Source organism: Yersinia sp. 1652 StPb PI (genome assembly GCF_041538345.1).
Lineage (GTDB): Bacteria > Pseudomonadota > Gammaproteobacteria > Enterobacterales > Enterobacteriaceae > Yersinia > Yersinia enterocolitica_E.
The window spans coordinates 2,987,378-3,008,030 of sequence record NZ_JAULSM010000001.1 but is presented as its reverse complement, the minus strand read 5'-3'; the positions used below and the strand labels follow the sequence as shown (position 1 = coordinate 3,008,030).

The window sequence follows — 20,653 nt, the reverse complement described above, 5'->3', positions numbered from 1 at the left end:
TTGCTTATGTTTTATTTTACCTGCGCGTTTCTTACATCTTTGCCTGCTTCCCAAATGCGGTATTTCACATCAACTCCTTTTGGTACATAAACCACGATCGGTAGGCGACTGTTATAGTGCTGCATAGCGGCGTCCCCCAGATTGGCGGCGACAAATTGTGGATGGCGGCTGTTATCAGGGCATGCCATCATCGTCGAAGCGGGTGGTGAGATCTTATCCATTACCAGATAGTCAAAGCCCCAGCCAGATAAGGTTCTGGTTTCCAGCGTGCCGCCGAGCATATGGCGGTTGCAATCAACTTCCAGCGTCTTGCCAATCAGTAACTCTACTTTAAAGCGGGTTTCATCTTGCTGTGGTTCAAGGAAAATCACCTGACGGCTCATGCCTTTTTCAGGCTGCGGGTATGGTGCAATTTTATCTAACGGCTGCTGAGGATCGAGTGGCTGAGGTGTCGCCGCCATGGTACTGGCCGATACTGCCATTAGCAGACTGGTTATTGCGATTGGAAGTTTTTTCATGTTTGTCCCTATGATTTATCAGGTAATACCGGCTGCAAAATACCACACAACAAGATGGTAGATTACAGGTGAAATCTGACGTGTTCCCGATGAGGAATAAGCTAAGCTTATGTTTTGGCGGCGTAACAGGCAAGTAATGTGGTGACGAATTGGGCGATAAAATATCTTATGCGGTATATAACCAAGGCCCATCCAGACCTTGGCATCAAAGCTCTATTTCAATATCACCCACCGCCTGGCAGCAACAGGGCAGAATTTCACCGCTCTGAATAAACGCCAGTGGTTGCTGATGATAGCTAACTTCGCCTTTTAGTAACCGCAGGCGGCAAGAGCCGCAATAGCCAGAGCGGCATTGGTATTCGATCTGTACCTGATGGTGCTCGAGGGTTTCCAGCAGATTGCGGCTATCAGCAGGGCGATTAAGTTGAACACCACTGGTGCTCAACGTCACAGTATCCCCGTCATCTTTCAAGCTGCAGGGGTGTTGGCTGCCATCACTTACCCAAGTCATTGAGTTATCTCAACTCCGTGGGTTCATTCTGTTGCCGCCTACCTGCAACTCGAAAGCTATTGGGGATGGATTTCATGGATTACAGCTCGAAATCACTCAGGTCGTCAGCACTGACTTCTGAATCAATTTGACCGACCAGATAAGAGCTGACTTCAACTTCTTGCGGTGCCACCTGTACGTTATCGGAGACTAACCAGGAGTTGATCCATGGAATCGGGTTGGTTCGAGTAGCAAACGGCACACCCAGACCTACCGCCTGCATGCGGATATTGGTGATGTATTCCACGTACTGGCACAGAATCTCTTTGTTCAGACCAATCATTGAACCGTCACGGAACAGGTATTCAGCCCACTCTTTCTCTTGTTGCGCAGCCAGAACGAACAGGTCATAACACTGTTGTTGACACTCTTCGGCAATTTCGGCCATCTCCGGGTCATCTTCGCCAGAACGCATCAAATTAAGAATATGCTGGGTACCGGTTAAATGCAGGGCTTCATCGCGGGCAATCATTTTGATGATTTTGGCATTGCCTTCCATCAATTCGCGCTCCGCAAAAGCAAAGGAGCAGGCGAAACTGACATAAAAACGGATGGCTTCCAGCGCATTGACGCTCATCAGACACAGATAAAGCTGTTTTTTCAGCTCATGCAAATTGACGACGACAGTTTTACCATTAACTTGATGGGTGCCTTCCCCCAGCAGGTGGTAGTAGCTGGTCATTTCGATCAAATCATCATAATAGGCTGAGATATCTTTTGCGCGTTTGAGGATCTCTTCGTTGGTCACGATATCATCGAAAACTATCGACGGATCATTCACGATATTACGGATGATATGGGTGTACGAGCGTGAGTGGATGGTTTCTGAGAATGACCAGGTTTCCACCCAGGTTTCCAGTTCTGGAATTGAGATAAGCGGCAGTAAGGCAACGTTAGGGCTGCGGCCCTGAATTGAGTCCAGCAAGGTCTGGTATTTCAGGTTGCTGATAAAAATGTGTTTTTCATGATCTGGCAGTGCGTTGTAATCGATACGATCACGGGAGACATCTATCTCTTCTGGACGCCAGAAAAATGACAATTGCTTCTCAATCAGTTTTTCGAAAATAGCGTGTTTTTGCTGGTCGAAACGCGCCACGTTAACGGATTGACCAAAGAACATCGGTTCGAGCAACTGGTTATTTTTATTTTGCGAAAAAGTGGTATAGGCCATGATTTCCTCAGGGGACAACAATGCAAGGGCAAATGAAGAATGGCCCGGCGATAACCGTATTTGCGATTATCGCGTAGGGCCAGAACTATAAATCAGATCTTACATGCGCCGCCTTCACAGTCATCATCACCCGGCTGACTTTGAATATCTTCCTGCACATCATCAGCACCGTCGCGGGTGTTTTGATAGTAAAGGGTCTTCACACCAAATTTGTAGGTGGTCAGCAAATCTTTCAGCAACTGCTTCATCGGCACTTTGCCAGATGGGAAGCGGGTTGGGTCATAATTGGTGTTAGCTGAAATCGCCTGATCGACGAATTTCTGCATTAAGCCGACCAGTTGCAGGTAACCATCATTATTTGGCATATCCCACAGCAGTTCGTAAGCATCTTTCAAACGCTCATATTCAGGCACAACCTGGCGTAAAATGCCATCTTTCGAGGCTTTGATACTGACGTAACCACGCGGTGGCTCGATACCATTAGTGGCATTCGAGATCTGCGAAGACGTTTCTGATGGCATCAGCGCAGACAGTGTGGAGTTACGCAGGCCGTGAGTCTTAATATCGTTACGCAGCGTTTCCCAATCGTAGTGCAGTGGCTCGTTGCTGATGGCATCCAAATCTTTCTTATAGGTATCGATCGGCAGAATGCCCTGCGAATAGGTGGTTTCATTGAACCACTGGCAGGCACCTTGCTCACGAGCCAACGCGTTAGAGGCTTTCAGCAAGTAGTACTGAATCGCTTCGAAGGTGCGGTGAGTCAGGTTATTAGCGCTGCCATCGGAATAACGCACGCCATTCTTCGCTAAGTAATAAGCAAAGTTAATCACCCCAATACCTAAGGTGCGACGGCCCATCGCGCCACGCTGTGCGGCGGCAATAGGGTAATCCTGGTAATCGAGCAAGGCATCCAGCGCACGTACAGCCAGTACCGCCAACTCTTCTAAATCGTCAAGGCTATCAATGGCACCTAAGTTGAAGGCAGACAGGGTGCAGAGCGCAATTTCGCCATTCTCGTCATTGATGTCATTGAGTGGTTTGGTTGGTAATGCAATTTCCAAACACAGGTTTGACTGCCGCACGGGGGCAATTTTCGGGTCAAACGGGCTGTGGGTGTTGCAGTGGTCAACGTTCTGAATATAGATACGGCCAGTCGAAGCACGTTCTTGCATCATCAGAGAGAATAACTCAACCGCTTTTACCCGTTGCTTACGGATACTGCTGTCTTGTTCGTATTGGGTATAAAGGCGTTCAAACTCATCCTGATCAGCGAAGAACGCGTCATATAGCCCCGGTACATCCGATGGGCTAAACAGGGTGATATCTTCACCTTTTAGCAGGCGTTGATACATCAGTTTGTTGATTTGGACGCCGTAATCCATATGGCGCACGCGGTTGCCTTCAACACCACGGTTGTTCTTCAACACCAGTAGGCTTTCAACTTCCAAATGCCACATCGGGTAGAATAACGTGGCAGCACCTCCACGCACGCCACCCTGCGAACAGGATTTCACCGCAGTCTGGAAGTGTTTATAGAACGGGATACAACCGGTATGGAAAGCTTCACCACCACGGATTGGGCTACCTAACGCACGGATACGACCCGCATTGATACCGATACCGGCACGCTGTGACACATATTTAACAATGGCACTGGAGGTGGCATTGATAGAATCCAGGCTGTCACCACACTCGATTAACACACAAGAGCTGAACTGACGAGTTGGGGTACGCACCCCTGACATAATCGGTGTCGGCAGCGAAATCTTAAAGGTTGAAACCGCATCATAGAAGCGTTTCACGTAATCGAGACGAGTTTCGCGCGGGTAGTTAGAGAACAGGCAGGCGGAAACCAGAATGTACAGGAATTGGGCACTTTCATAGATCTCACCGCTGACGCGGTTCTGCACCAGATATTTACCCTCCAACTGCTTAACCGCAGCGTAGGAGAAGTTCATATCGCGCCAATGGTCGATGAAAGTGTCCATCTGTTCGAATTCTTCTGCAGTATAATCTTCCAGCAGATGCTTGTCGTATTTACCCATTTCCACCATTTTCGCGACATGATCGACGAGTTTTGGCGGTTCAAACTGGCCATAAGCTTTTTTGCGCAGATGGAAAATAGCCAGACGCGCAGCCAGATACTGATAGTCAGGCGCATCGCGCGAGATAAGATCGGCCGCTGCTTTGATGATAGTTTCATGGATATCGGCAGTCTTAATGCCATCATAAAACTGAATGTGTGAACGCAATTCTACTTGAGAGACCGAGACGTTATGTAAACCTTCTGCGGCCCAGTCGATGACCCGGTGGATTTTATCCAGATTGATGCGTTCTTTGCTGCCATCGCGTTTAGTAACAAGTAGGCTTTGGTTCATGTGTTCTTGACCTTTTATCCCCGTTCTTCATGTACAAACAGCACAAATTTACACTCTCGATGATTACGAAAATCATTGAGGCTGTAGTGTATTGTTTAGTATGTAAACACTATATGTAGGGGGTGGGTAGTGGATAGATAACAAGATAGTGAGTATTGCGGCTTTTGGCAAGTGAACAAGATCGCTTAATTGTGTGGATAACTTGGGGGTGAATTGTTACGAAACGCTCTCAGACTGCGCCATCACTGGATCTTACCTACTGTCGCTTTGGGGGATAAGATTTTACTGAAAACCTTAAAAAGTGGATCGTTTGCCGGTTTATTAAACATTAGGAAAATCCCCTTCATCTTTCGCGCCGTAGCGGTGTTGGCTATCCTCACTCACCCCAGTCACTTAGTGGACTAAGCTCCTGGGAATTAATGAACCTCATCCTTGAGGCTCACCCTACGGACTAGCATAAATGCTGTTCAAATCGGTTCCCGACCAATTTGTTGTTCAGTTGCCGCCTTGCTACAACGCGAAATCTATCGGGTATTGTTTGATTTTTACACTACCCACGCGATGAATTTATTCGCTATCTCGTTGAGTATGCACCATATAATTCACATCAACATTACCGCCAAGCTTAAAACGATCTGTTATCGGATTGTAATGTAGCCCGATAATGTGGCGCTCACGCAACAGGGTTTGATCAACCCAGCCGATAAGTTCTGATGGGCGAATAAATTTTTTCGAATCATGGGTGCCTTTCGGAACCATTTTCAATATATATTCTGCACCGACCACGGCCATCAGCCAGGATTTGGTATTGCGGTTAATAGTTGAGAAGAATACGTGGCCACCGGGTTTGACCAATTGAGCGCAGGCGCGGATAACCGAGGCGGGATCTGGCACGTGTTCGAGCATCTCCATGCAGGTCACCACATCGTAGTGTTGTGGATGCGCTTGCGCGTGGCTTTCAACTGTTTCTTGCACATAATCCAGTTTGGTACCGGTTTCCAGCGCATGTAGGCGAGCCACTTGCAACGGCTCATAGCCCATGTCCAGACCGGTGACGTGTGCCCCTTCCCGAGCCATGCTTTCGGCCAAAATTCCACCACCGCAACCGACATCCAGCACTTTCTTATCAAAAATACCGCCAGAGCGCTGTAAAATGTAATCAAGACGCAGCGGGTTAATGCGATGAAGAGGTTTGAATTCACCTTCTAAATCCCACCAGCGAGAGGCAACCGCCTCAAATTTAGCGATTTCTTGCTCGTCGACATTCTGATGGCTAGCTGTGTTATCTACACGCATGGAGAGTTCTCACTGTTCTGTTTCTTTGCGCAGATTATACATGTTCCCTTTCAATTGACGCAGAATAATACCGTTAAGTTAGGCGGATAAGCCCGACATAAAGTCGTTTCGACAAACATCACGTAGTTTCGCCAAAATCTGGGTTTTGTGATATAGTTTCGTACCTTTAAATCCGGTAATTAGTAGAGGGATAGCGGCTCAATGAGCGACCTTGCCAGAGAAATAACACCGGTCAACATCGAGGAAGAGCTGAAAAGCTCCTATCTGGATTATGCGATGTCCGTTATTGTCGGACGTGCTTTACCAGATGTCCGGGATGGACTGAAACCGGTGCACCGTCGCGTACTGTATGCGATGAATGTACTGGGTAATGACTGGAATAAACCATACAAAAAATCGGCCCGTGTAGTCGGGGACGTTATCGGTAAATATCACCCGCATGGTGACAGCGCGGTCTACGACACAATAGTGCGTATGGCCCAGCCGTTCTCACTGCGCTATATGCTGGTGGATGGGCAGGGCAACTTCGGTTCCGTCGATGGCGATTCTGCTGCGGCGATGCGTTATACCGAAATCCGTATGTCTAAAATTGCTCACGAATTGTTAGCGGATTTAGAAAAAGATACCGTTGACTTCGTGCCTAACTATGATGGTACGGAACAGATCCCCGCAGTCATGCCAACCCGAATCCCTAACCTGTTGGTTAACGGTTCGTCAGGTATTGCCGTAGGGATGGCAACCAATATTCCGCCACATAACCTGTCTGAGGTTATTGATGGCTGTCTGGCCCTGATCGAAGATGAAAACATCACCATTGAAGGGTTGATGGAGTTCATTCCGGGTCCAGACTTCCCAACAGCCGCCATTATTAATGGTCGCCGTGGTATTGAAGAGGCTTATCGTACTGGCCGTGGCAAGGTCTATATCCGTGCCCGTGCTGAAGTTGAAGCTGACGCGAAAACCGGCCGTGAAACCATTATTGTTCACGAGATCCCGTATCAGGTGAACAAAGCGCGGTTGATTGAGAAAATCGCTGAGCTGGTCAAAGAGAAACGCGTAGAAGGCATCAGCGCGTTACGTGATGAGTCTGATAAAGACGGCATGCGTATCGTGATTGAGATTAAACGTGACGCCGTCGGGGAAGTGGTTCTAAATAACCTCTATTCACTGACGCAACTTCAGGTGACTTTCGGTATCAATATGGTGGCTCTGTCCCAAGGGCAGCCTAAATTGCTTAACCTGAAAGACATTCTGGTTGCATTTGTGCGCCACCGCCGTGAAGTGGTGACGCGTCGTACCATTTTTGAACTGCGTAAAGCACGTGACCGCGCGCACATCCTTGAAGCATTGGCAATTGCACTGGCTAATATCGATCCGATTATCGAATTGATCCGCCGTGCCGCCACTCCTGCTGAAGCAAAAGCGGGCTTGATTGCCAATTCATGGGAATTAGGCAACGTGGCGTCAATGTTGGAACGTGCCGGTGATGACGCTGCCCGCCCTGAGTGGCTGGAAGCTGAATACGGTATCCGTGACGGCAGATATTTCCTCACCGAGCAACAAGCTCAGGCAATCTTGGATCTGCGTTTGCAGAAACTGACGGGCCTGGAGCATGAAAAACTGCTGGATGAGTATAAAGAGCTGTTGACCTTAATTGGTGAGTTGATCTTTATTCTGGAAAACCCGGATCGCCTGATGGAGGTTATCCGCGAAGAATTGGTTGCTATCAAAGAGCAATATAACGACGCACGTCGTACTGAGATAACGGCTAATACTTCCGACATCAACATCGAAGATCTGATTAATCAGGAAGATGTGGTTGTGACGCTGTCCCATCAGGGCTACGTCAAATATCAACCGCTGACGGATTACGAAGCTCAGCGCCGTGGTGGTAAAGGTAAGTCGGCTGCCCGCATCAAAGAAGAAGACTTCATTGATCGTCTGTTGGTTGCCAATACCCATGATACTATTTTGTGCTTCTCCAGCCGTGGCCGTCTCTATTGGATGAAGGTCTATCAGTTGCCGGAAGCCAGCCGTGGTGCACGTGGTCGTCCGATCGTCAACTTATTGCCGCTTGAGCCAAATGAGCGTATTACCGCCATTCTGCCAGTGCGGGAATATGAAGAAGGCCGTCACATCTTTATGGCGACCGCCAGCGGCACCGTGAAGAAAACCGCTTTGACCGAGTTCAGTCGTCCACGCAGCGCCGGTATTATTGCCGTCAATCTGAATGAAGGCGATGAGCTGATTGGTGTGGATCTGACCGATGGCAGCAATGAAGTCATGCTGTTCTCTGCATTGGGTAAAGTGGTTCGCTTCCCTGAGTCACAGGTCCGTTCGATGGGCCGTACTGCGACCGGTGTACGTGGTATCAACCTCAATGGTGATGATCGGGTTATTTCTCTGATTATCCCACGTGGTGATGGCGAAATCTTGACTGTGACTGAAAACGGTTATGGTAAGCGTACCGCAGTGGAAGAGTACCCAACCAAGTCCCGTGCGACTCAGGGTGTTATCTCCATTAAAGTCAGTGAGCGTAATGGTAAGGTTGTGGGGGCTGTTCAGGTGGCTCCGACTGACCAGATCATGATGATCACCGATGCGGGTACTCTGGTACGTACTCGCGTATCTGAGGTGAGTGTCGTGGGGCGTAATACCCAAGGTGTGACGCTGATCCGTACCGCAGAAGATGAGCATGTCGTTGGTCTGCAACGTGTTGCTGAGCCAGAAGAGGATGATGAAATCCTTGATGGCGAATCATTAGAAGGTGAAGAGGGCGGCGAAGACGATGCTGCACTGAATACACCAGAAGATGAAGATGCTGCTGATGAAGCAGAAGAAGGCGATGCTGAAGATGAGGACGACAACGTATAATGCGTTGTTGAAAACAAGAGCCAGCTTACGAGCTGGCTTTTTTATGGGCTATTGGTAGTGTATTCTGTTGCTCATGCAGCCTGTCTGGCCCTACTTTCCACCCTGGAATCAGATTGAAATATCTCTCTTCATTTCGCACGACACTGAAAATATCCCGTTACTTGTTTCGGGTATTGGCCATTATGTTATGGTCACTTGGTGCACTGTTGACCACTTTTTATATCCTGAACATCCTCAACGAGAAAAAATCTGACATCCGTCAGGAATATAATACTAACTTTGAGCAGGCTCAGAGCTACATCAGGCACTCTGCCGATATCATCCGCGATATCAAATATATGGCGGAAAACAGATTAAATCAGGATTCGGCGAGCAGTGATATCGCTGCTGGCGCTTTTATCAAAAACAAAACGACACCACAATATCATCCGCTTAATACCGGTGCGGATTGTGCTGCACTTAATTCGTCGCGCCACTCTTCATTAAGTTCTCTTAGTAACCTGATTCTGTACTGGAAAGAGAACTTTGCCGCAGCTTATGACCTTAACCGGATATTCTTTATTGGCAGCGACACGCTGTGCATGGTGGATTTCGATATTCGCAATACCCCGATGGAGCAGGAGAGTCTGCTTAAGTCATTGAATGAAAATATTTTAAAATATCGAGATGCAAAAAATCAGGATAAAGACAGCACGTTGTATTGGATAGTACCGGGTGTGCGGCCTGAAATTGGTACCTTATATGTCCTGACCCCCCTCTATGTGGGTAACAAGTTAGAGGCAATGGTGGGTACTGAGCAAACTATCCGCCTGGAGGATTTTATCTCTTCCGGGACATTGCCTGTCGGCGTGACATTACTTGATCAGGATAATGAGCCGGTATTACGGTTAGCAACAGGGGAACGGTATGCTTCGATGTTAGACGATTACCCTGATTCTCCGTCTTATTTTGGCTACGTTGATGACTACAACTCGCTTATTCTAAAAAAGAATTTACTGCCATCAACCCTCAGTATCGCTTATTCCTTGCCGGTTAGAACGATAATAGATACGTTCAAGTTATTAATTTTTAATGCATTTCTTCTGAACGCGCTTTCTGGTGTCGTGATCTTTACTCTGGCGTGGCTATTTGAGCGAAAAATGTTCCATCCAGCAGAAGATAACGCCTTGAGGCTGGAGGAACATGAACAGTTCAACCGCAAAATTGTCGCTTCGGCTCCAGTGGGCATTTCCATTCTGCGCATTAGTGACGGGACCAATATCCTCAGCAATGAATTGGCACATAACTATATTAATTTGCTGACGAACGAGGATCGCGAACGTATTACACGCATTATTTGTGAGCAGCAGGCGAACTTTGTCGATGTCATGACCAGCAATAACAATAATCTACAAATTAGCTTTGTTCACTCCCGTTATCGTAATGAAGATGTGGCTATCTGTGTGCTGGTTGACGTCAGCTCGCGAGTCAAAATGGAAGAGTCACTGCAAGAGATGGCGGCGGCGGCGGAGCAGGCCAGCCAATCAAAATCGATGTTTTTAGCCACGGTCAGCCATGAGTTGCGCACGCCGCTATATGGGATTATCGGTAACCTCGATTTGTTGCAAACCAAAGAGTTACCTCAGGGTGTTGAGCGGCTGGTGACGGCGATGAATAATTCGTCAGGCTTATTACTCAAAATTATCAGCGACATCCTCGATTTTTCTAAAATAGAATCTGAACAACTGAAAATTGAGCCGAGTGAGTTTTCTACCGTGGAGGTGATAACCCATATTACGGCTAACTATTTACCGCTGGTGGTCAAAAAACGCTTAGGTCTCTACTGCTTTATTGAGCCTGATGTGCCACGACAGATGCTCGGCGATCCTGTCCGTTTGCAACAGGTGATTTCTAACCTGTTGAATAATGCTATAAAATTTACAGATACTGGCTGTATTATCTTGGAAGTACGGGTGCGCGGTGATTATCTGGAATTCCGAGTGCGAGATACCGGCGTGGGGATTAATTCACGTGAGATTAACCAGTTATTTGATCCATTCTTTCAGGTCGGAACTGGGGTGCAGCGCCATTTTCAAGGGACTGGGCTAGGTCTGGCTATCTGTGAGAAGTTGGTCAACCTGATGGATGGCGATGTTGAAGTGGTTTCAGAGCTGGGAATGGGCAGTATTTTTGCTATCCGCATTCCATTATATTTTGCCGAAAATGGCAATCGGGCCAAAAATGCCGTGTTACCGCAAAGCGACCGTTGGCAAGGGAAAACCTTGTGGTTGGATATCCGCAATGCGCGGTTGGAAAGCTATTTACTTGATTTATTGCGTCATTTTGGAGCCACGATCCGGCGTTACAGTAATGAACAGACCTTGCAGGAGCAAGTGCTGATTTGTGATTACTTACCGCAAATAAACGCACCTCTATCGACGTGGATTCAAATCTCCATTGAGCACATTGGTCTGCCACAAGAGACGCGTCCAGGCTATTGGTTACTGAGCACATCGACCCTGCTAGAGATTATCCCGCTATTGGACCAGATATTGCTGGAACAACAATTAGTTGAGTGCGCGCCATTACAGTTGCCAGCACCGAAAGCAAATCAGGATGAGAATGCAGACTTGCAAATTCTGGTTGTGGACGATCATCCCATTAATCGCCGCTTGTTAGCCGATCAGCTCACCACCCTGGGCTACCAAGTGATTACCGCGAATGATGGGTTGGATGCTCTGGCAGTATTGAATGCCAATAATGTCGATATTGTACTGACTGACGTGAACATGCCAAATATGGATGGTTATCGTCTGACTCAGCGCCTGCGGCAGTTAAACCATCATTTCCCGATCATTGGCGTAACCGCCAATGCATTAGCTGAAGGCAAACAACGCTGTATTGAAGCAGGGATGGATAACTGTTTGTCCAAGCCCGTGACACTGGATACATTGCGCCAGATGTTGGTTTACTATAGCGATAAAGTCCGCCGTTCACGTTAAAGCCTTCGTACTTGAAGCCGCAGGGGTGTTAGCTGCACTCACGCACCCGAATCACTTACTTATGTAAGCTCATCGGGATTTATTCGTTTGCTGCCTACCTGCAACTCCAATTACTTTGGCTTATATCTTGGTCTTGAAGCCGCAGGGGTGTTAGCTGTTTAGGTCGTTTGGTTGTTATAACGAGAGTTAATGCATTAATAACTTGAATGGAAAAATGGATAAAAATAAGCCCGATGTCACTGAGCAAATTTTGCTGAGCAAGACCGGGCTTGAGAGTATATCGGTAGATAAAAATTATTGTTCTTTATCAACCTGACTAATGGTTACAGATGAAAGATAGTTTAACAGCGCGATATCATTATCTACGCCCAGCTTCAGCATCGCCGATTTCTTCTGGCTACTGATGGTTTTAATGCTGCGATTGAGTTTTCTGGCGATTTCAGTCACTAAGAAACCTTCAGCAAATAACCGTAAAACTTCACTCTCTTTCGGTGATAAACGTTTATCACCGTAACCATTAGCACTGATTTTCTCTAGCAGTTTAGCCACGCTCTCTGGGGTGAATTTCTTCCCTTTTTGTAGTGCGGCCAATGCCTTAGGCAAGTCGGCTGGTGCGCCTTGCTTTAATACTATCCCATCAATATCCAAGTCCAAAACTGAACTAAGAATAGCGGGGTTATTATTCATGGTCAGAACAATTATGGCTAAATCTGGGTAATGCCTTTTTATATATTTTATCAGAGTGATGCCATCACCGTACTTATCCCCAGGCATGGAGAGGTCGGTAATTAGCACATTGGCATCAAGTTTAGACAAACTGTTAATAAGCGCTGTAGAGTCTTCAAACTCCCCGACAACGTTTACCCATTCAATTTGCTCAAGCGACTTTCGGATGCCAAACAACACAATTGGATGGTCATCAGCAATAATTACATTAAGGTTGTTCATGGTTATGGGTTACCTTGCTGCAACAGTCTGGTGACGAAAGAATCAATTTGACTGATGCTATTTTCGATCTTCAACCGATCGCCATCTGCGATATGCTGTTCTAATGTTTCACATAGCTGTTTGCCAAGTATCAGGTTCAACATAGCAAATACGCCTTTCAATCGATGTGCTGTCTGCGAAAGCGATATGAAATCACGTTGCTGAACTTCAGTATACAGTTTCTTCAGATCTACCGGTACTGTCTCAACAAATAAGGAATAATAGTCACTGGACTTTAGTTGTTGCTCGTAGGTATTTATATCATCAGCAGCAATGGATTCAGACTCTTCAGGTGACTCATCTGATAAGATTCGTTGCTCGATTAATAATAATATTGCATCAATGACAGCGCTGCCCAAATTATAATTTACCCGAATATAATTATCCTGCAACTGCTGTAAACCCACCTCGTCGGAGACTAGCAATAAGGTAAAGTTATCATACTGTTGTGGGTTATCCGTTAAGGTTACATCGTAATCCCGCCCTGGCAAACGATCATCCGCGACAATGCAATTGGCACCGAATGAATTCAATAACGTGGTGATGATTGAACGTACTTCTTCTGAAGTTATATCTAATAGCGCTGTAACTCCGTCCAATAATTTTTCTTGCTCCTCCACTTGTTCATTTTGGATAGCCATGGTTACACGGATAGTATAGCGAGTACCTATATCTACTTTACTGCGAATCTCAAGTTGGCCGTTTAATTTCTTACATAATTGGTTACATAAAAAGAATGTTAACCCCGAGCCATGGTTGTATCGGTCAACCAATGTTTGACTGAGGAAAGGATAATTAAGATTACTGATCTCTTCATCAGAAATACCGACACCAGTATCGGTTATCTGGATAATCAGTTGTTCTGGATGCCCGGGTTCGTGGCCAACATTGAGCGTGATTTTCCCATAAGCTGTGGTGATAACAGAATAATGCAGTAGCAGCGACAGTATTTTACGTAAGATTTTTTCATCGCCGATGTAATCCTGATCGATATTGACATGATAGTGATTAAACAGCGTTAAACCTTTCTGATTTATCGCAGGCAGTACCTCTAGCAGTAGCGCATCGATTAATGCTGATAGAGAGAAGGCTCCCTGTTCAGGCTGCCAGTCCTGAGTCTCCAGCCGCGTTAGGAGGGTAATGTTATCGATCAACTCGGCGATAGTGTCAGTTTGCGCGACCAATTTGGCCTTCAGCGCATGCTGTTGCTGTAAGTCGGTGGTGTTCTGGAGCTCATGGGCTATCTGATTGAGGTTGTTGATAGGTTGATTCAGCTCAATCCCCAGGTTGTGCAACATCAATTTGCGAGCTTGCAGGTTTTTGTCGTATTCACGCCTTGCTTGTTGCAGCTTTTTATTTACCAGTACCTCTTTATCCTGATCATGAAGCAGGAACAGATAGGTTTCTGGTGAAATCTGGCTGCGGAACATCCGAATCTCATAAACTTCATTATTTACCGTGCCCTGAATCACCCCGTGGTGCTGTTCCGCCATATGAGCAATTTTTTGCAGATTTAGATGGGGCATCAGATTATCGGCAATCTGGTTACTGGCGACTACAGTGCTGTTGCTGAAGTTATAGACCAATAACCCTTGTGGCAGGCTGGTAATAATCTCCTGACTCAGTGATTTCTGTGTTTCTAACTGTTCGACCATATCTGCACTTGGGCGCACATATTGGCGGCGCACAAAATAGATGCCTAAAACAGCCAGTACTAGCAACAATATATTGGACAAAAGGAGCCAAAAGTTATTTCTCAGCAAATCAATGGCTAACCCTCCGACCGGGACACGATAGACAATTTTCAGCGCGGCATTTGCCAGAGGGGCTGAAAATTCTAGCCAGGAACCATTCAATGCCACGCTGGTTGCTACAATGTCCTCGGGCGCCATACCTTCATTAATGGGGGTCTTATCTTGTTGCAGCAAAAAGTTAGAACGCGCCATATTGGAAGGTATTAAGTCATTAATTGGTAAGTCAAAAGCGATAACGGTAGCCAAATGCCCAGGATGGTTAAATGTGGTTCTCAGCGTAAAATAGTAGGCGTTCTGAAAGCGAAATTTACGTAACGGTGAGAAACTTTCACGTTCGTCTAAGGTATTGGCCTGTTGCAACATTTCCGCGCGCCGAGATTCAGCAGCAACGGTCAGGTAACTTTCTTTAAAACGCGAAGTGACTTCTTTTAATGCCTGGGTGGTGATAAGTGTCAGACTATTATCTTGGCCGTTAAGATAATACATCGAGTAGGTATCATTTTGTGACCCCCAATGGCTATCAAGATAGTCAGATATCTGCAAGATCATCGGCAGTGTTGCTGGCTCGTGATTGCCAAAAATGACCGAGTCAGTTTTTCTGCGCGGCTTTTCGATATAGTAAATATCAGGGCGTAGCCGGACCTCTTGTGCGGAGAGGATACTTTTCTCAGACATATTGGGGTTATTGGCTAAATCGTATATCTGATAGGTATGATAGCGGTAATCATCGATACGTTGTTGCAGGCCCGCGGCGATAGTCGTTAGCGCGTATTTTTTTTCTGCCAGATAGGCATTGGTATAGTTGTAGCTATACAGGCCCATCGTGACGAGCAGCAGGACGATAAACAGCCAGAAACAGCGAGTGATATTCGCAGAACTGGTAGATAACGAGTTATTTTGCATAACGATAATGCATATTCCTTGATTAGCGCGTGACGGCTCTGGCGCTGGCAGTGACGGTCAGTAATAGTAACGCCACACAGCCAAAAGCCACCGATAAATTGCTTAATTGTGCGACAAACCCAATTGCCGCAGGCCCGGCTAAAATCCCGGCGTATCCGATGGTGGTAATCGATGCTACCGCCAAATTGGCTGGCATCACGGTTTGGTTACCGGCGGCGGTAAATAAGATAGGCACGACATTGGATGCCCCAAGCCCTACGAGCATAAAGCCCAAAAGAGCGGCAATTGAGCTATCAACGCTTATCGCAATGATAATCCCAAGCGCAGCACACAGACTCCCACCTAATAATACCTTGTATCGGCCCAATCCGTTGACAATCCGATCGCCATTCAAACGCCCGAGTGTCATGGCGATGGCAAATACCGCATACCCCATTCCTGCTTGTGAGGGGTCCATACCGCGCAGTGTAGTCAGGAAAACCGCACTCCAGTCAAGCATCGAGCCTTCGGCCAGAAACATAACAAAGCACAGGAAGCCAATAAACATCACCCAACCGCGCGGCAAAACAAACAGTGGCCCGTCATGGGCTTCTCCGCTACCTCGTAGCAAATTCTTATTGGCAGTGAGCAGGAGAACAATCATTAGCACCACGGTAGCGATAATCGCCGCCAATGGGCTTAGCCCCAACCATAATAAAGCACTCACGCCACCGGCACCGGCAATCCCTCCGACACTAAATAGACCGTGGAAACCGGACATCATGGCCCGGCCACTGGCTTTTTCAACAATAACCGCCTGAATATTCATGGCGACATCTATTATGCCCATAGCAGCACCGAATACGAGCAGAGCGAGAGCCATCGTCACCGGGGTATTCATCAGGACTAACAAGGGAAGAGCGAGGCACAGCACTGCCCCTGCCAGTAAAATCACTGGGCGGCAACCCCATTTTGCCGTTAGTACCCCGGTCAGGGGCATTGCCAGCATCGAACCGATACCAATACACAATAGCAGTAAGCCCAACGACGCATCGTTAAGACCGATACGCGCTTTGGCAAAAGGCACCAGAGGGGCCCAAGCGGCCATACCCAATCCGGCAATAAAGAATGCCAGTCGGGTCGAGACTTGCTGTGCAACACCTGGCTGCAATGTTTGTTGGAGTACTTTGGTGGTCATGAGGTATCAGATCTGCGATTGAAACGAACAAGTGATATTGACAGACGTTTCTATCACAAAGAGAAATGCGGGTCGAAGGGATTTGTCTGGATTAGTAGAATAGTTGCTTTTTATATACGGTTGCTGCGGGTACCCCATGACTCTAAGCCCCATATATGCATGGCATAGCTGGCTTCTCTTTAGCTACTCATTAGGCCAAAATGTGGTTTTTATCATCCTAAATACACCTCAGGATAGCCGTATCACTCAATAAGATTGTGGCTTAAAATCAAAAATGATTAGCCGAGGGTTATTTCTAGTAGAGGGTGAACCGTTCAATTATCGATTGTTGATGAATAATTGAACGGTCATCCATAGGGCATTATAATCACTGTTCGGATATTTTTAAGCTATTTGTGCTTAAATAAAATCATGAAACTATATTATTCGGCTACTATTTCATCTTGTTAATACGCGCTCACTATAAATATACTTAACTATATATTATTGGCAATAAAAAAGCCGGTCAAAGACCGGCCGTAACACTAACTAATTATCTGGCCACATAAGCCATAATGTGAATAAAAGTAAAAATAATGATGATAGCGGATGTATTATAGTCCTCGGTTATTGTATTTTACTTATCAATTTGTGCTGCTGATATATTTTTTCAACTTGTTGTTTTATATGTAAATTGTATTTGTTCTTGATTATAAGTGCTATATTTTTGGTGTTTTTAATATTTGTTAAAGTTCGCCAGTATTTACATTCTGAAATACTTTATTGGACATATGAAACATTATCCGTCACTTAGTAGCATTTTCTGTATAGATTAATCCTAATCTTATTCCCACAATAGAGAAACCCCATTGGGATTAATTGCTCGAAAGAGCAGTGGCATAATCAAATCTAATAATAGAGGATAATAACGATGAAACTTCGAGTTCTTTCTCTGCTGGTTCCGGCTTTATTAGTCGCAGGTAGTGCAGGTGCAGCTGAAATTTACAACAAAGACGGCAACAAACTGGACTTGTTCGGTAAAATTGATGGTCTGCATTATTTCTCTGACAATAAAAGCAACGATGGCGATCAGTCCTACATGCGTTTCGGCCTAAAAGGCGAAACACAAATTAATGACCAACTGACCGGTTATGGCGAGTGGGAATATCAGGCAAACCTGAATAAAGCTGAAAGTCAGGATCAAGGCAACTTCACCCGTGTTGGCTTTGCGGGGCTGAAATTTGCGGATTACGGTTCTCTGGATTACGGCCGTAACTACGGTGTGCTGTACGACGTAACTTCATGGACTGACGTGCTGCCAGAGTTTGGTGGCGATACATATGGTGCGGATAACTTCCTGTCTCAACGTGGTAACGGCATGGCGACTTACCGTAACACCAACTTCTTTGGTCTGGTGGACGGCCTGAACTTTGCGCTGCAATATCAGGGCAAAAATGGTAACGGTACTGAAACCAATAATGGCCGTGATGTACAAGGGCAGAATGGTGATGGTTACGGTATGTCCGTATCTTACGATTTGGGCTGGGGGGTGAGCGCTTCTGCGGCGATGGCCAGTTCTCTGCGTACTACTGATCAAAATAACCTGAAATTTGGTCACGGTGACCGTGCAGATGCATACACCGGTGGTTTGAAATACGATGCCAACAATGTCTATCTGGCGGCTAACTATACTCAGACTTATAACCTGACCCGCTTCGGTGATTTCGGCAATAACAATGCCGATGCAGGTTATGCTAACAAAGCGCAAAACATTGAGTTAGTGGCTCAATATCAATTTGATTTCGGCCTGCGTCCATCCGTGGCTTACCTGCAATCCAAAGGTAAAGACCTTGGCAACGGCTATGGTGACCAGGATCTGTTGAAATACGTTGATGTCGGCGCAACTTATGCCTTCAACAAAAACATGTCCACCTACGTTGATTACAAAATCAACCTGTTGGATGAAAATACCTTTACCAAAAACGCCGGTATCAACACTGATGATATCGTAGCTGTTGGTGTGGTTTACCAGTTCTAATTCTGATTACAGGATAAGTTCTGAGGCAGAACGCGGTCACCTGGCCGCGTTTTTTTTTGTGTCGGTCATCAGGCTGGTATTGTTAGGGCAGGATGTTTATCCGCCGAAGGCAGCTCTTACGTGCATTGAAAACAGCCGATGGTTTATCAAAAGTCGCACTATTTTTAGCCGCACAGACTTTTTTTGACCAATTTTGGTGTGAAGTTTAACCAAACGAATCGAATTTCAATTTTTTCTGAATGAAACACTAGACATATCATCGCGCTATAGATGATAATGCTGCCCATTGGAAGGATGGCCGAGTGGTTTAAGGCAACGGTCTTGAAAACCGTCGACTGTAACAGGTCCTAGAGTTCGAATCTCTATCCTTCCGCCAAATTTAAAGCCCAAGCTTATCGCAAGCTTGGGCTTTTTTGTTTGTGTTTTTTTCGGGTATGTCATATCGCCCCTGTTGCCCGGGATCGTTTTTTATCTGTTTTTGTGTATGTAATTCATCCCTGATGACAGCCCCCCATCGGGAGTAACCCCGTTTTTTTCGTGATTTACTTCACCATGTAGTTTTATATGCCACCATTTTCCCATTAAATCCGAGGAAAATATTGGTGCTTTTATTGGGTAAATTCAGATATTTATTGTAGGACATGATTTATTATCGTGTAGGACGAAGGCCTCGCTGTCTGTCGATTTATGCCATATAAAATGGGTGGTTAAAAATAAATACCTTATATAACAAGGTTCTTATGATTATTTAATAATTATCGATTAATCGATATCTGAGGATATTCCTATGTGTGGTTTTCTTTTGTGAACTTTTTAAAGGAAATAGGTAATAACGTTAATGCCTAGCTTTAAATATTGTTAAATTATATTTTGTGATCTATTGGTCTGTCTGACTCATGGTAAGTAGTGTTTTATTTTGTTAATTGCTACATCATATCAACATAATGGTTTTTTATTTTATGCAATGGGATGTGACGATCAATTATTTTGTTATAAATGAGTTTGCTTGTAGTATCTGTTGTATGCGACATGTGTGGTGAGACGATTATCAAGTGAATATTTTCCTCCGTATTAATGACCACTCTTCTTTATTCTGCGAGTGTATAAGCTCTATATTTTAGGGCGATATTTTCCTATGGCGGGGGTTGTTATTCTCTGGATACAGAGTGTATGAGATGGAATTAATTCATTAGATAATTACATTTAACCTGGCATGTTCATTTTCTACCGCCAGGATAATTTTATTCCAGGGGGAGGGGATGTTTAATTGCGTTATTGATGTGAAAGATAATTACTTTCGGCACGGTCTGTTTATTCTGCTCAGCGAAACACTGGCGGAATATCATACTGAGCAAGGAATAAGTAATGAGGTGAACAACGGTCAAATTACCTTCAGCGGTACCCCGAATACCCAGACGCGGCTGGTATTTATTGATGCAGACAACACCTATTTTTGTCAGGCATTCGAACAGACGATCAGGCTTAATCAACGTTGGTCCCCGAGTGTTTTCATCATTCTCAAGTCAAGACATGTTCGCCAGCCTCGCGAGATGGTGTTGGATGAGGTGGTGCGCATTCTCTATAAAAATGACGAGGCCACTGACATTAAACAAAAAATCAGGGAGGCGCTCATCTCATGGGCCTTGACGAAAAAGCCTGCGACTGCCCTGCCGATTTCGGGGGAACTTGGTGATGGGAATGATGTGCGCCTGGTGAGTCTGACGAGATGCGAGCGTGTTGTTATTTACTTGTTTGGCGAGGGTTTTACCGGAAAAAGTATCTCCCAGATTTTGAGTAAAAGTGAAAAGACCATCAGCGGACAGAAGCGGTCAGCGATGAGGAAGCTGGATGTATGCAGTGATGTGGAGTTGTTCTGTAAAGTCCATCAAGGCCAGGGGGGGTTATTGCATTAAGGGTTGCGTGTTATGCCATTGCATTCGCAGCTGATATTAATTTTATTATCCAGGGTTCGACTCAAATATTGATATTAAATTGTTAAAAATGCCAAACATTATTGTAATGGCATAACTAACTATTACATCAATAA

12 protein-coding genes and 1 tRNA gene are annotated in these 20,653 nt (G+C 45.8%); 5 read left to right on the top strand and 8 right to left on the bottom strand.

Translation table 11 applies throughout. The annotated features are described in order from the left end of the window. Positions 1 to 11 precede the first annotated feature (11 nt). From eco to ubiG, 5 genes are all read right to left on the bottom strand, one after another. A complete protein-coding gene (gene eco, locus Q2T71_RS13755; protein WP_372559448.1) occupies positions 12 to 518 on the bottom strand; it encodes a serine protease inhibitor ecotin in 507 nt (168 codons plus the stop codon). Between the two features lie 205 nt (positions 519 to 723). Beyond that, positions 724 to 1,029 carry a class I ribonucleotide reductase maintenance protein YfaE gene (gene yfaE / locus Q2T71_RS13750; protein WP_372559447.1) on the bottom strand — a complete coding sequence of 102 codons (306 nt, stop codon included), beginning with the start codon at positions 1,027 to 1,029 and terminating at the stop codon, positions 724 to 726. 79 nt (positions 1,030 to 1,108) lie between these two features. Continuing rightward, on the bottom strand, positions 1,109 to 2,239 hold the full coding sequence (gene nrdB, locus Q2T71_RS13745; protein WP_372559446.1) for a class Ia ribonucleoside-diphosphate reductase subunit beta: 1,131 nt from the start codon (positions 2,237 to 2,239) through the stop codon (positions 1,109 to 1,111). Positions 2,240 to 2,331: 92 nt separating this feature from the next. Continuing rightward, complete coding sequence (gene nrdA / locus Q2T71_RS13740) at positions 2,332 to 4,617, bottom strand: class 1a ribonucleoside-diphosphate reductase subunit alpha (protein WP_083158299.1); 2,286 nt, start codon at positions 4,615 to 4,617, stop codon at positions 2,332 to 2,334. 567 nt (positions 4,618 to 5,184) lie between these two features. Beyond that, positions 5,185 to 5,913 (bottom strand): bifunctional 2-polyprenyl-6-hydroxyphenol methylase/3-demethylubiquinol 3-O-methyltransferase UbiG, encoded by a 729-nt coding sequence (ubiG, locus tag Q2T71_RS13735; protein ID WP_372559445.1) that lies wholly within the window; start codon positions 5,911 to 5,913, stop codon positions 5,185 to 5,187. Positions 5,914 to 6,114: 201 nt separating this feature from the next. On the opposite strand from ubiG, the gene gyrA reads away from it, so the two are divergent. Together gyrA and rcsC are read left to right on the top strand one after the other, a co-directional pair. Continuing rightward, positions 6,115 to 8,787: a DNA topoisomerase (ATP-hydrolyzing) subunit A gene (gyrA, locus tag Q2T71_RS13730; protein WP_083158301.1), complete on the top strand. Its 2,673-nt coding sequence runs from the start codon at positions 6,115 to 6,117 to the stop codon at positions 8,785 to 8,787. A 113-nt stretch (positions 8,788 to 8,900) separates the two neighbouring features. Beyond that, positions 8,901 to 11,768, top strand: a complete 2,868-nt coding sequence (rcsC, locus tag Q2T71_RS13725; protein WP_372559444.1) for a two-component system sensor histidine kinase RcsC — start codon at positions 8,901 to 8,903, stop codon at positions 11,766 to 11,768. A gap of 294 nt (positions 11,769 to 12,062) precedes the next feature. Here the strand turns inward: rcsC and rcsB are convergent, their stop codons facing one another. From rcsB to Q2T71_RS13710, 3 genes are read right to left on the bottom strand one after another with little or no spacing between them, the layout of a single operon-like run. After that, positions 12,063 to 12,716, bottom strand: coding sequence for a response regulator transcription factor RcsB (gene rcsB / locus Q2T71_RS13720; RefSeq protein WP_372559443.1), 654 nt, complete (start codon positions 12,714 to 12,716; stop codon positions 12,063 to 12,065). Positions 12,717 to 12,718: 2 nt separating this feature from the next. Beyond that, positions 12,719 to 15,412, bottom strand: a complete 2,694-nt coding sequence (gene rcsD, locus Q2T71_RS13715) for a phosphotransferase RcsD (protein ID WP_372559442.1) — start codon at positions 15,410 to 15,412, stop codon at positions 12,719 to 12,721. A gap of 22 nt (positions 15,413 to 15,434) precedes the next feature. Then, positions 15,435 to 16,589, bottom strand: a complete 1,155-nt coding sequence (locus Q2T71_RS13710) for an MFS transporter (RefSeq protein ID WP_372559441.1) — start codon at positions 16,587 to 16,589, stop codon at positions 15,435 to 15,437. Between the two features lie 910 nt (positions 16,590 to 17,499). On the opposite strand from Q2T71_RS13710, the gene ompC reads away from it, so the two are divergent. The 3 genes from ompC (at position 17,500) to Q2T71_RS13695 (ending at position 20,519) form a co-directional block, all read left to right on the top strand. After that, entirely contained in the window at positions 17,500 to 18,606 is a 1,107-nt protein-coding gene (gene ompC / locus Q2T71_RS13705) for a porin OmpC (protein ID WP_083158305.1), read from the top strand. Positions 18,607 to 18,894: 288 nt separating this feature from the next. After that, positions 18,895 to 18,982, top strand: a tRNA-Ser gene (locus Q2T71_RS13700). An 883-nt stretch (positions 18,983 to 19,865) separates the two neighbouring features. Next, positions 19,866 to 20,519 (top strand): LuxR C-terminal-related transcriptional regulator, encoded by a 654-nt coding sequence (locus Q2T71_RS13695; protein ID WP_372559440.1) that lies wholly within the window; start codon positions 19,866 to 19,868, stop codon positions 20,517 to 20,519. Positions 20,520 to 20,653: the final 134 nt, after the last annotated feature.